The organism is Streptomyces sp. NPDC060035 (assembly GCF_042736635.1).
Lineage (GTDB): Bacteria > Actinomycetota > Actinomycetes > Streptomycetales > Streptomycetaceae > Streptomyces.
Window position 1 is genome coordinate 15,870 of record NZ_JBHWVO010000024.1, and the last position, 13,981, is coordinate 29,850.

5 protein-coding genes and 2 pseudogenes are annotated in these 13,981 nt (G+C 66.2%); 6 read left to right on the forward strand and 1 reads right to left on the reverse strand.

From position 1 onward, the window contains the following. The first annotated feature begins 96 nt into the window (after positions 1-96). From ACFWBQ_RS29790 to gndA, 4 genes and pseudogenes are all read left to right on the forward strand, one after another. Complete coding sequence (locus ACFWBQ_RS29790) at positions 97-570, forward strand: DUF5709 domain-containing protein (protein WP_385502444.1); 474 nt, start codon at positions 97-99, stop codon at positions 568-570. Positions 571-634: 64 nt separating this feature from the next. Beyond that, positions 635-1,201 (forward strand): annotated as a pseudogene (locus ACFWBQ_RS29795) (NAD(P)-binding domain-containing protein); the annotation flags it as partial. 68 nt (positions 1,202-1,269) lie between these two features. After that, positions 1,270-2,415 carry a tyrosine-type recombinase/integrase gene (locus ACFWBQ_RS29800; RefSeq protein WP_385502447.1) on the forward strand — a complete coding sequence of 382 codons (1,146 nt, stop codon included), beginning with the start codon at positions 1,270-1,272 and terminating at the stop codon, positions 2,413-2,415. A 647-nt stretch (positions 2,416-3,062) separates the two neighbouring features. Further along, positions 3,063-4,502, forward strand: a complete 1,440-nt coding sequence (gene gndA, locus ACFWBQ_RS29805) for an NADP-dependent phosphogluconate dehydrogenase (protein ID WP_385502453.1) — start codon at positions 3,063-3,065, stop codon at positions 4,500-4,502. A gap of 266 nt (positions 4,503-4,768) precedes the next feature. On the opposite strand, the pseudogene ACFWBQ_RS29810 reads toward gndA, so the two are convergent. Then, positions 4,769-5,026, reverse strand: a pseudogene (locus tag ACFWBQ_RS29810) (carboxyl transferase domain-containing protein); the annotation flags it as partial. Between the two features lie 651 nt (positions 5,027-5,677). Here ACFWBQ_RS29810 and pglW point away from each other — a divergent pair. Then, entirely contained in the window at positions 5,678-10,150 is a 4,473-nt protein-coding gene (pglW, locus tag ACFWBQ_RS29815) for a BREX system serine/threonine kinase PglW (protein ID WP_385502458.1), read from the forward strand. A gap of 81 nt (positions 10,151-10,231) precedes the next feature. Further along, positions 10,232-13,966, forward strand: coding sequence for a BREX-2 system adenine-specific DNA-methyltransferase PglX (pglX, locus tag ACFWBQ_RS29820; protein WP_385502466.1), 3,735 nt, complete (start codon positions 10,232-10,234; stop codon positions 13,964-13,966). Positions 13,967-13,981: the final 15 nt, after the last annotated feature.

The window sequence follows — 13,981 nt, forward strand, 5'->3', positions numbered from 1 at the left end:
GGAATTGCATACAGGGACTCGGAAAGGGCGTGACGAACCCCGGCGCCCCGCGGACGCGGCGGCAGCCCCACACCCCCGGAGCGAAAGGAACACACCATGACCGACACCGACCGGGGGGACGACGTCTACCAGCCCCAGGAACCGGAAGCCTCCGACCCCGATGACCTGCTCGATGTGGAGGACACCCTGGACACCTCCGGGATCACCGACGTACTCGACGAGGGGTACTCACCGCCCGATCGGCCATGGGCGGTCGACGACGAGGGCACCACCGCGACGGAAGGGCACACGGGTGAATCCCTCGAGGGCCGCCTGACCAGGGAGATTCCCGAAGTCTCAGAACCCGGAGACGGGCCTGGAGATCTGGCCGACGGTGACGGCGAGCTCTACGACACGGAAGTGGGCACCGACCGCGCCGGACGCCTCACCCAGGAGGGCGACGGCCACGTTCCGGCCACGCTCACCGCCCAGGACGTCGGCATCGACGGTGCGGCGGCATCGGCCGAAGAGGCGGCGATGCACCTGATTCCCGAGGAGGTGGACCTCCTGGGCGAGGAAACAGCCCTCTGAACACCCTTCCGCCGAAACCCGTATCCCTGACCGGCATCCCCGAACAGATTGCAGGAGCACACAGATGAGCGGCACTGCACAGATCGGCGTCACAGGACTCGCGGTAATGGGCCGCAACCTGGCCCGCAACTTCGCCCGCAACGGCTTCACCGTCGCCGTGCACAACCGCACCACCGCGAAGACCGACGCCCTCGTCGAGGAATTCGGCACGGAGGGCACCTTTGTCGCGGCGCATACCCCTCAGGAGTTCGTCGCCGCGCTGGAGCGCCCACGCCGTCTGGTGATCATGGTCAAGGCGGGTGACCCGACCGACGCCGTGATCAAGGAATTCGCCCCGCTCCTGGACGACGGCGATGTCATCATCGACGGCGGCAACGCCCACTTCGAGGACACCCGTCGCCGCGAGAAGGAGCTGCGCGAGCGGGGGATCCACTTCGTCGGCGTGGGCATCTCCGGCGGCGAGGAGGGTGCGCTGAACGGGCCGAGCATCATGCCGGGCGGCTCCAAGGAGTCCTACGCGTCCCTGGGGCCGATGCTGGAGAAGATCGCCGCCAAGGCGAAGGACGGCTCACCGTGCACCACCCACATCGGGCCGGATGCCGCCGGGCACTTCGTGAAAATGGTCCACAACGTCGCGTAGTTTGGCGAAGCCGCAGTTCAGGGCCATGCTCACGGGTGCCCAGTCAGCAAACACCCAGCATGAGTCAGGAAACGCGCACCATGGCAACCCCGCTCGTTCGCGGCATGGGCAGCTTCTTCAAGAACTGCCGCTGCACCCGTCAGAACCGCTGCGCACATCCGTACGTCGTCCGATACCGCGACGGGACGGGCCGTCAGCGTGAAGAGACTGGGTTCACCACCCAGCAGGACGCCCTCGACCGCCTGACCAAGGTCTACAATGAGAAGCGCCGCACACCAGAGCGGCAGGCCGCGTCCCAGCGCGAGATAGGCCGGCACCGATTCGGTCCGTACGCGGCCTCATGGCTGGCCCGGCAGCGTCACTACACGTCTGGCAGCGTCCGCACGGTGAACCAGGTCCTGAAGAGTCAGGTACTCCCCGTCCTGGAATCCCGTCGGGTCAATACCTTCACCTCAACGGTGATCGACGACTTCATCATGTCGATGGAAGAGCGGTCGGTCGGTTTGGGCGCCCAGCAGAACGCCTACGACACCCTCAAGAAGATCTTGCTGGATGCCTATCGCCGTGGAGGCATAGCGGAGGACCCGTTCGTTGGCGTCGTCTCCCCCGAGTACATCCCACGCAAGATCACCATCCCTACCTTGGACGAGATCCGCGCGCTCAAGGAGGAAGGGAGCGAGGAGCTGCGTTTGGTCATCGATCTCATGCACGGCTGTGGACTACGCAACGGGGAAGCCTACGCCGCGAACCTGGAACGTCTTGTGGCTGACGACGTGTACCGCATCACCGAGCAGATCGATGGCAGGACACGCCGAACCGCGCGCCTCAAGCACCGAAAGCCAGGAGAGTTCCGCGAGTCTCCGCTGCCGGCCACCGTGCGCGACTCGGTTCTCACCTTTGCGGAGAACAAGGGAGTGGAGGAGAATGGCTACCTCATCCGCACACAACGATCCTTGCACTGGGGACACTCAACTATGCAGTACCAGTGGTGGTCAGCGAGGAAGAAGGCTGGCATCACCCGAAAGCTCAACCCGTATTCACTGCGACACTTCTTCGCCTCGAACTGCCTCTCCAAGGGTGTTCCGATCACCGACGTCGCAGAGTGGATGGGGCACAGCAACATCAACATGACTTTCAGGATCTACCGCCACCTCATGCCGGCCTCGGTAGGTCGGGCGGCTAGGCTCCTCAACGAGGGACTGTGAAGCACTTAAAGACGAAGGGCCGGGCTTATGCCCGGCCCTTCATGCGGTCTTCTGCTGTTGGGCCCACCGGTCCAGGTCGGCCACCTTGAACTTCAGCTTGCCCCCGAAGTAGTACCTAGGGATGCCGTGCCTTCGGGACTCTTCGGTACATCCAACGTTCCGTCATGTCGAGATAGACCGCTGCGGTAGCGACTCCGATGTAACAACGCTCCATTCACTGTCTCCTCACATGGTCCGACGTACGGTATACACGCCCTCTTCGGCCGCACCAAGTCACCCCCACCTTGAAGGTAGACGCAGCCGACGAAGTACGGGGGTCCGGACGATCTGCACGGGCACCGGCCTGCCCACGACCGCGACATCGCCTTGCGATTCGCCCCGCAGAGATCACCACTACTTGGTGCCGACAAAACGCGCGCCTACGCGTCTCCGAACAGGCCTTAACGTGACGCGCGGGCCAGACCGCGCTCCGCACGGACCGAACGGTCGTGTCACAGAGCGCCGCCGACCATCCGGGGAACATCGGCGACACTATGACAGCCCCCCAGCCCGCGATCGTCTGTACCTCGTAAGCTCGGTAGCCCGTTCCACCATGGCGGTCGACCGAACTGCCGAAGACCACGAAACCGGAAGTAGGCAGAGCCACAATGAGCAGTACAGCGCAGATCGGTGTCACTGGACTTGCCGTCATGGGGCGCAACCTGGCCCGGAATTTCGCACGCAACGGATACACCGTTGCTGTGCACAACCGCACGGCCGCTCGCACCCACGAACTCGTCGAACAGTTTGGCGATGAGGGTGATTTCGTCGCGACCGAGAGTCCCGAGGATTTCGTGGCAGCCTTGGAAAGGCCACGACGCCTGGTTGTCATGGTGAAGGCCGGACAGGCCACGGACGCGGTGATCGCGGAGTTCACGCCTCTCCTGGAACCCGGCGATGTGATCATCGACGGAGGCAACGCGCACTTCGCAGACACGCGCCGCCGAGAGCAAAAGTTGCGCGAGCACGGCATCCACTTCGTCGGCACCGGCGTCTCCGGCGGCGAGGAAGGAGCGCTCAACGGACCGAGCATCATGCCAGGCGGCAGCAAAGAATCCTATGACTCACTTGGGCCGATGCTGGAAAAGATCTCCGCGAAAGCCAAGGATGGCGCCCCGTGCGTCACGCATATTGGCCCTGACGGCGCCGGACACTTTGTAAAAATGACACACAACGGCATTGAGTACGCGGACATGCAGCTCATCGGCGAGGCGTACCAGCTGCTCCGCGACGTGGCCGGATACTCCCCCGCGCAGATCGCGGACACCTTCCGCGCCTGGAACACCGGGCGCCTGGACTCCTACCTCATCGAGATCACCGCAGAAGTGCTCTCGCATGTCGATGCGGCGACCGGTAAGCCCTTTGTGGATGTCGTGCTCGACCAGGCGGAGCAGAAGGGCACCGGCCGCTGGACCGTGCAGATCGCCCTCGACCTGGGCGTTCCCGTCTCTGGCATCGCCGAGGCCGTCTTCGCCCGCTCCGTCTCCGGCCACGCGGCCCTCCGTGATGCCTCACGCCACCTCGCCGGACCGACCGCCCGCAAGCTCGGCGAGGACGAGGCGGCGGCATTCGCCGACCAGGTCGAGCAGGCACTCTATGCCTCGAAGATCGTCGCCTACACCCAGGGCTTCCACGAGATCGCGGCCGGCAGCGAGCAATACGACTGGAACATCGACCTCGGCAAGGTCGCCGCGATCTGGCGCGGCGGATGCATCATCCGGGCCGCGTTCCTCGACAGAATCACCAGCGCCTACGAAGCCCAGCCTCAGATGGCGAGCCTCCTCTCCGACAAGAGCTTCGCCGAAGAGATCGCCGCCGCACAGAACGACTGGCGCACCGTGATCGCCACCGCCGTCACCCAGGGCGTCCCCACCCCCGCGTTCGCCGCCACCCTCGCCTACTACGACTCCCTGCGCGCCGAACGCCTCCCCGCCGCCCTCACTCAAGGCCAGCGCGACTACTTCGGCGCACACACCTACCACCGCATCGACCGCGACGGCGCCTTCCACACCCTCTGGGGCGGCGACAAAACCGAAGTCGAAAGCTGACCGACACCCGCAAGAGCTGATGAGGGTGCATCAGCCCAAAGCATGCGGCGCCCCTCCCCGCTGGGAATGCTTCTGCATCCTTCGATTACTCCCCTTGTACTGATCACGGGAGGGGACGCTGGTCGCTGATTCGTGCCCGCGCCAACTCGCGTGCACGATCGGTTCTCTGCTGGTGGGTCATCTGCGTGGGCAATCCGTCTACCGACGTCTTCGCCGCCAGCAGGTTGAGCAGAACGGGCAGCAGCTCTGCGTAGCCGTCCCGCAGTTACGGCGATCTGCGGCAGGCCGGCCTCCCGGGTGGGCACGGACTGCCGGGCCACACGCTGGAGTTGGGTGAACGCGGACCATGCCCTCCTGTATCCGGCTGCCAGCCGTCGCGATCAGCGGCACGCCGGCATCCGGTGCTCGCGGGACTGTACGTACGCCGCCTCCAGCCGGTCGCCGGTGCGCTCAGCGAGCGAGCCACCGAGGTAGCCGAACTCGAAGGCGATCAGCACGGCGTCCGTGCCCTCGATACGGGCCTCCGGTGGCCCGCAGCGCCCCGGTGAGCGTCAGGAGGGCCCTAGCGGCACGGAGGTCTCGTCGCGCCAGTCCCCGACCAGCGCCCGACGACCTCGCTTAGGACTGCGTCCTGGTCTGTCGCCCTGGTCACATCGACGTATGCCTCGCGCGCGTACACCCGCGACACCCCCGGTTCCACCCCGCACAAGGCACCGCCCCGGCGCTCCACGCACAACAGGACAAATATGAACGGAACGGGCCGCAGAGGCTCGGGCACGCGGTGCCGCGCTCGCGTCAGACGTGGGACGCAGGTTCACCGGCAGCCACTGGGCCGGCACGCATATGGGAGACCCCCTGCCGCAGGCCACACAGATCCACTACGATCTTCACACTAGCTGCACTGACGGGGAGACTCGGTGATGCTTCTCCATCGATGTTCGATGCGCCCTCCAGGGGTCGGGCTTGTTTAGGCGAACACCGCAAGAACGTGAATGGTCGCACCAATGAGCCCCACCCTCTGCATAGACCTCTCGAACTGGCATGCTGGGAAAGCATGTTGGGGATACGGTGGTCGACTTGGGCAAGGCGGCTATTACCTCATAATCAGGCTGTCTGAAGATCCGCACCCTGCGACGAGTTAGCAGACAGGACATGGAAAGGCGTGGTGAACGTCGGTGGCGGCAGCCAACGGATCGGCATCCCTCCAACCGAAGCCAGGACCAAAGCCCGCCCCACCCAAAGTCCAGCGATGGCATCAAACCCGCACCTCCCCGTTCCCCTGGGAGCAGGACGCCCTCGACCACATCAAGCGGCTCATGCCGCAGACAGAGCCCTACCGCGCCTGGGCCACGTTCTCCTTCACCGCCTCCTCCGGGCGCGTCAATGAGTGCGACCTGTTCATAGCCGTCCCGCGCGGCCTTTACCTGGTAGAGCTCAAAGCCCACCCCGGACGCCTCGTCAACAACGGCTCCACCTGGTCCTTCCGGGGTAGCGACAAGACCCGCACCATCTCCAATCCCCTACACCTGACCGACCTCAAGTCCAAGGAGCTCAAGGGGCAGCTGTTATGGGCCGCCCGTCAGCTCTATCCGCGTCTGCGCATCCCGCGCGTCGAGCCTGCCGTCTTCCTCTCTGACCCCGGGCTGGTCAGCCAGCTCGATGAGGTACAGCGCATCCGTGTCTACGGGCGCGACGGCAGCGCCAGCGGTCTGCCCGGCATCTGGCAGGACTTGCTCGGCGCGCCCCCGCAGCGGGAGGAGCAACGCATCACCGCGGAGTTCGCGCGCCACCTCGACGAGCTGATGCGCAAGATCGGCGTGCGGGCCTCCACTGCACACCTCGATTTCGGTGACTGGCGACTGGCGTCGCGCCCTCTTGACGCCGGCGACACTTGGGAGGACCGCCTTGCCAAGCGCGAGGGCCTGGTCCACGAGGAGGGCCGAGTCCGCGTCTACTTGGTAGAGCTGCAGGCCACCGAGGCGGCCCGTCGTTCCACCGAGCGCGCCGCGCTGCGCGAGTACCAGGTCCTTCAGGGCATGGCGCACCCTGGCATTGCCCAGGCGGTCGACTTCCGCGAGCACCAGGGCGGTCCGGCTATCCTGTTCCGCCATCGCCATGACGACCTGCGGCTGGATGACTACCTTGCCGCGCACGGCGCCCGGCTCAACGACGAGACCCGGCGCAACATTGTCCGTCAACTCGCAGATGCACTGCGCTACGCCCACCGCCGCAGCCTCTACCACCGTGCACTGGCCGCCCGATCGATCTACGTCACCGCGCGGCCCGGCGGCGAGCAGCCGGTCTTGCGCATCACCGACTGGCAGAGCGCTGCGCGCGATTTCGAAGCCACCTCGCTGAGGTCACTGGGCAACAGCCCGCTGGGCGGGGAGCACATCCAGGACGCCGCCGAGGTGTATCTCGCCCCTGGCTTCGACGAGGAGTACGCGGACCCGGTCGAACTCGACGTCTTCGGCCTGGGCGCGGTCGCCTACCTCATCCTCACCGGCACCGCCCCTGCCGCCCGCCGTAGCGAGCTGATGGCCCGGCTGGGTGCTGACGGCGGCCTGCACCCCTACGCAGTCAGCGACAGCATCGCTGCTTCCCTGGATGAACTCGTCTATCAGGCCACCCGCGGCGACGCTGCTGACCGTCTGGCTTCCGTCGATGCCTTTCTCAAGCAGCTCGACTCAGCTGAGCAGGACGTCAACGCCCAGGCGGCCACGGCCGAGGCCGACCCGCTCACGGCGGCTCCCGGCCAGGCCCTCGACGTCGAGTGGACCGTGGTCCGGATATTGGGGAGCGGCGCGACGGCCCGCGCCCTACTGGTGCAGGGCGACCCCGAGGCCGGAGCAGGGGCCCCGCAGCCCCGGGTACTCAAGGTCTCCCTGGATGCTGAGAAGGACTCCCGGCTGCATGCCGAGGCAGCGGCACTCAAGCAGGTGGGCGGCGGCCGCATCGTCCGGCTGCTCGACGGCCCGCGCACGCTGGGCGGGCGAACCGTCCTCGAGCTGGAGTACGCAGGCGAGCAGTCCCTCGCCCAGCGCCTGCGCGGCCAGGGCCGCCTCACCTACGACGACCTGGAGAGCTTCGGCGAGGACCTCTTCAAGGCACTGGAGGAGCTCACCGCCAAGGGCGTCCGCCACCGAGACATAAAACCCGACAACCTCGGTGTCCAGCGCGGCGCGGACGCCCGCGAGCACCTGATGCTGTTCGACTTCTCTCTGGCCGACGTCCCTGACCGTGACCTCAAGGCGGGCACGAAGGGCTACCTGGATCCGTTCCTCGACCACGGGCACCGTCGCGAGTACGACGACTACGCCGAGCACTACGCTGCCGCTATCACGCTGCATGAGATGGCCAGCGGCGAGCGCCCCGTCTGGGGCGACGGTACCGGCGACCCGCGCACGACCAGCGACGCGAACCCGGCACTCGCCGAGGACCTGTTCGAGCCCGGCCTGCGCGAGGTTCTGACTGCGTTTTTTGCCCGCGCACTGCACCGCGACACCGCCCGCCGCTTCGACTCCCTCAAACAGATGAGCGCGGCCTGGCGGGAGCTGTTCACCCACGCCGATGCCGTACCGCCCGCCACCACCCCTGCCACAGCCTCGACGGACGCCGACACCCTGCAGGAGATCCGGGACGCGGCGGCGCTGGCGGCCGAGGCGAAGACCGAGCTGATCGCCGCCGGACTGTCCCCGCGGGCTGTCGCCGTCGCCGCCGACCTGGGCGCGAGTACGGTCGGCGAACTGGTGGCCGTGCCACTGCACCGTTTCTCCCAGGCCCGGGGCGCGGGCGTGCTCATCCGCAATGAGCTGAAGCGTCGTCACAAGCAGTGGACTGCGGCGCTGCGTCGCAAGGCCACGTCCGAGGCGGCAGGACCAGGTGCACGCCAGACTGGCACAGCCGTCAAGGCCGTGAGCCCGTCCGGGAAGTCGGCCGCAGCGACCTCCGAGACGGACGCACAGGTCATCGACCAGATGACCGCACGCGGGTCCGTCGACCAGCTCGCCGCGCTGCTCGCACCCGGACCCACCCGCGCCAATTCCAGCAAGTCCGAGGTGCTGCGCGCGACTCTCGGCCTGCCGGGCGACGGCCCCGAGCCCGATCCGTGGGAGGGGAAGCTCGCATCCTGGCCCACTCAGGTCGCTATTGCCGGCGCCCTGGGAGCCGCGCAGCCCACCGTCTCGCGGCACCACGTCGCCGCCATCAAAGAGTGGGCGGCGACCGGGTGGTTGCAGCACATACGCGACGAGCTCGTCGCCGTCCTGGACGCGGGCGGCCGAGTCATGACCGCTCAGGAACTCGCCGTCGAACTGCGTGTCCATCACGGCGCCGGTGTCGACACCCCGGCGCGAACCCTGGCCAAGGCACTCGCCGTCGTCCGTGCCGCCGTGGAGGCCGAGGCCCTGCCCGACGGCCGGGACGAGGAACACCAGCCGCGGCTGGCGGTGCTGCGCCGCGGCGAGCGGGTGCTCGTCGCCCTGGAGTCGCTCCCGGGTTCGGACGCACCCAGCGCCCCCGACCTAGCCGACTACGCCGCCAGACTGGGCGCGAAGGCCGACGAACTAGCGGCCTTTGATCCCCTGCCGGGACGTGCCTCGGTCGTGCGCGACCTGCGCGCCGTCCCCACGCCTGAAGGCATGGCGCCGCTCGCCGAGACCCGCCTGGTCGCCCTGGCCGCGGCGGGCGCGGCGAAGGCAGCGGCGTCGCCCAGACTGGAGCTCTACCCCCGCGACCTCGCCCTGGACCGGGCACTGCGCATCTCCCAAGCCCCTGCGGGCGTCCGGCGCGAACTGGGCATCACGGTCGAGGACCTGCTCGCCAAGGTCCGTTACCGCTTCCCCGAGCTGGACTTCGGCGCGCCCACCCACGTCACGGTCGAGGACGCCTTGAAGAAGGCGGACTTCCCGCTGGAATACGACTCCGCCGCGCACTGCTTCCGGCCGCCCGCACCCTCGGTGAATGGAACCCAGCTGCGCAGCCGGTCGTCCACGGGCACGGTGACCGCCGCTCGCGGCGCGGCGATCGGTGCGGCAGCGGCCGGACGTGACCCCGACCCACTGCTGGCAGGAAAGCTGCGAGGAGCGGTCGAGCGCGGCGGCTTTATGGCCCTGAACGTGCACCTCAAATACCTCGCGGGCGCGGCCGAGGCAGTGGCCGGGGCCTTCCCGGTGGTGCCGGTGAACCTCGCCCAAGTGTTCCTGGCGGAGTTCCGCGCGCTCGCGGGCGAACGCGGGACGGACTGGACGAAGGTGCTCGGCGCGGACACCACCTTCACGCGCTCGGGCGAGCTGCCCGGGGGCCTGCGCTCGTACGTCTCACGGGTGTGGCCCCGGGTCGGTGAACGGATGGCGGAGACCGCCCGAGAGCGGCAAGGCGAAATGGTGTTCGTGCATTCGGCCGGCCTGCTCGCGCGGTTCTGGGAGGCGGGCGGACGCGAGACGCTCGTCGACCTGCAAAACGCCGCACGGCGTGGCGGGACGAGCCCGCATGGCCTGTGGCTGCTGTGCCCGTCGGAGTCCCCACGCGGAGCATCCCACCTCGACAGACGCACGGTGGAGGTACTGGGGGAAGCCGAGCGGGTGGTGCTGGAACGGTCATTCCTCGACACCTTGAGGGCCGACGCGGCGCAACCGCTGGTCGGCTGAGCGACCACCACCCGGGGGGGGTGGTGTTGCTGTCGTGGTCAATGGAGACGAAGAGGGGTCGGGCGAGTGTCCGGGCGTGGCGTGAACCAGACGGAGCTGCTGAAGGACCTGCGCAAGCAGGTGAAGGCACTTGAGGACGACCTGCGCGCGCGTAGCGAGGTCGTAGCGGAGTACAAGGCCAAGCTGGAGGCCGAGTACGCGCAGGCGCGGGAGGCCAAGCGCACGGCGGCGATGTACGGGGCGTGGCGGGACGAGCGGATCACACAGGTCGCGGCGGCGTGGGTGCTGGCGTGCGTGTTCGTCCGCTTCTGCGAGGACAACCGGCTGATCGCCGACCCGTTCCTGGCCGGCCCTGGCGAAGGCCTGAAGGACGCCGAGGACCGCGACACGGAGTACTTCCGGCTATACCCGGAGAAGAACGACCGCGACTGGCTGATTCACGCCTTCGAGTCGCTGGCAGCGAGCAATCCGGCGGTGGCCGGGTTACTCGATCGCGCGCACAACCCGCTGTGGGAACTGGAACCGTCCTACGAGGCGGCAAGCGCGCTGCTGAAGTTCTGGCGGCGACGCGGACCGGATGGTGAAATCGTGCACGACTTCACCGACGACCTGGTGGTGGGCGAGGACGGCGTCGTCGAGCACGAGGGGCTGAGCACGCGGTTCCTGGGTGACCTGTACCAGGACCTGAGCGAGCATGCGCGGAAGACCTACGCGCTACTGCAGACGCCTGAGTTTGTAGAGGAGTTCATCCTCGACCTGACGTTGGAACCCGCGGTTCGTGAGTTCGGGCTTGAGCCAGTGACGGTCGTCGGCGAGAGACGCAAGGGCTTGCGAACGATTGACCCGGCATGCGGGTCCGGGCACTTCCTGCTGGGCATATTCAAGCGACTACTGGCAAAGTGGAGGGTGGCCGAGCCGGGTACGGATGTCTGGGACCTGATCCGCCGCACCTCAGAATCCGTGCACGGCTGCGACAAAAACCCGTTCGCCGTGTCGATCGCGCGATTCCGACTGCTGATCGCGGCTCTCCAGGCAAGCGGAACGAAGCGGCTCGACCAGGCTCCGGCGTTCCCGATCAATGTGGCAACGGGCGACTCGCTACTTCACGGGCGCGGTTCGGCGGGTATCCAGGGCGACCTACTGTCAGACGGTAAGGCGTTCGCCTACCAGACGGAAGACGTCAAAGAATACGTGGAGCGGTGCGACCTGCTGGGAGTGTCGACGTATCACGTGGTTGTGGGGAACCCACCTTACATCACCGTGAAGGACAAGCAAGAAAACGAGAACTATCGTAGGGCGTATCCCTCCTGTTCACGAGAATACGCACTCTCCGTGCCCTTCGCGGAGCGACTTTTCCAGTTGGCGATCCGAACCACGGGTGCAGATAGGTCGGCGGGCTATGTCGGCCAAATCACTGCGAACTCCTTCATGAAGCGTGAGTTCGGGAAGAAATTGATCGAAGACTTCTTCCCGAGCGATCGCACAGGCATCCACTTTACGCACATTATTGATACGTCTGGTGCATACATTCCTGGGCACGGAACGCCCACGGTGATCCTTGTAGGACGTTGCCATATCCCTCGACAGAGTGAGCCAGTGCGAGCAGTGCTGGGCGTGCGCGGTGAGCCATCTCAGCCGAAGGAGCCCGCTTCTGGTGCAGTTTGGAAGGCGATTGTCCAACAGGTTGACCAACCGTGGAGTGAATCCGAATGGATCTCGACCGAAGACTCCGCCCGGTCCCGCTTCGCTACCCACCCGTGGTCGCTCAGCGGTGGAGGAAGCAACGAGACTCTCGAAGCAATTAATATTCAGGCAGTACGACTGCTCGCCTCACGAGCCGCGCTGATGGGGTTTGTTGCGATCACGGGAGAGGATGAAGCGTTCTTTCTCAATAAGTCAACGGCTGACCGTAAAGCCCTGGAAGCAACTTCTCCAATGGTTACCGGCGTCACCGTGCGAGACTACGCCGCACCGGCCAAATCGGTCGCTTGGCCCTACGCGGGGAATCTGACTAGAAGGCCACTATCGGCATTCCCGGGATTTCATCGCTTCGCGTGGCCAAATCGCCGGATCTTGCAACTGCGAAAGCGATTCGGGATATCAATGGAAAAAATCCCCTCGCTTGCATGGTATGAGTATCGCGAGCTCTATAGAGAGAAGCTCCAATCGCCACTGACAATCACATTCGCAGAGGTTTCAACACACAATCACTTCGCATTAGACAGGGGTGGAAGTCTATTCAGTCAGACTGCCCCCGTGATCAAGCTGCCAGAGAGTGCTACCGAAAGTGAACATCAGGAGTTGCTCGGGTTGCTCAACTCATCGACTGCTGCTTTTTGGCTGAAGCAGGTATGCTTCGATAAGGGCAATGGGGGGATTGGTGGCGGGATCTCCGATGAAATGTGGGAGCATCGATTTGCCTTTAATTCGAGCAAAGTAGGGCAATTCCCGCTTCCTTCGAATCTTCCGCTCACCCTTGGTCGCGCACTCGACAACGCAGCGCAAGAACTCGATACGTACGACAGTGCCGCTGTCTGCACCTCCGGCGGGTCGCCAACCCGCGCCGCACTGGACGCCGGCCGCGCCGCCCACACCGCCACCCGTGAGTGCATGATCGCGCTTCAGGAAGAGCTCGACTGGGAAGTCTACGGTGCTTACGGTCTTGTGCAGCTGAACGGGACAAACGATCATCGTCTGACTGCTCCCGACATCGATGCCGTCCCGCCCGTCAAGCTCGGTGAGCGAGCCTTTGAATTCGTTCTCGCACGCAAGGTTGCCGCTGGGGAGCTGGAGACGGCGTGGTTCAGTCGCCACCACTCGACACCCATCACAGAGATCCCCGCCCACTGGCCCGACTGGTATCGGACCATCGTCCAGAACCGCATTGACGTGATCGAGAAGCGCAAGGACATCGCGCTGATCGAGCGTACGGAGTGCAAGCGGCGCTGGGCATCGGAGCCGTGGGAGAAGCGGGAGAGGGAAGCCCTTCGAACCTGGTTGCTCAAGCGCGCCGAAGACCGTCGCCTGTGGTTTGCGCTTCGTGACGGCTTCGAGCAGCCCCGTCCGCTCACGGTCAGCCAGCTTGCCGACGAGCTCGCCAAGCTCGACCCCGACGTGCTGGCCGTCTCCGCGCTCTACGCCTCCGACCACCTCGGCAAGCGCGACCTGTCGCTCGAAGGGGTCCTGGCGGAGGCTCTCGACACTGAGCACGTCCCCTACCTCGCTGCTCTCCGCTACAAGGACAGCGGCCTGCGCAAGCGTGCCCAGTGGGAGGAGGTCTGGGACCTCCAGCGGGAGGAGGACGCGACCGGCCAGCATCTGAACATCCCCGCCCCGCCGAAGTTCGGCTCCGTCGACTTCGCCAAGACCTCCTACTGGTCCAACCGCGGCAAGCTCGACGTCCCCAAGGAGCGGTTCGTCTCCTACCCGGAGGCCAACCCCGACGCCGACCCCACCCTGCTGCTCGGCTGGGCCGGCTGGGACCACCGCGACCAAGCCCAGGCACTGGTGAACTTCGTCAAGGACCGCACCTCCCAGCTGAGCTGGGGCAACGACCGAGTAGCACCGCTCCTCGCGGGGCTGGCCGAGCTGATGCCGTGGGTGCGCCAGTGGTTCGACACCGACGACGAGGAGTGGGGCGGCAACGCCGCCGAGGAGTTCGGGACGTTCCTGGACACCGAGCGCACAAAGCGCGGGCTGACCGCCGAGCAACTCGCGGCCTGGCGCCCCGCGCCGAAGACCCGGGGCCGCAAGACCGCCGCCCCACGCGCCACGAAGAAGACCGACACCTCCGCCGCCGACACGCAGACGGCCTGAGCGGGAAGAGGGAGA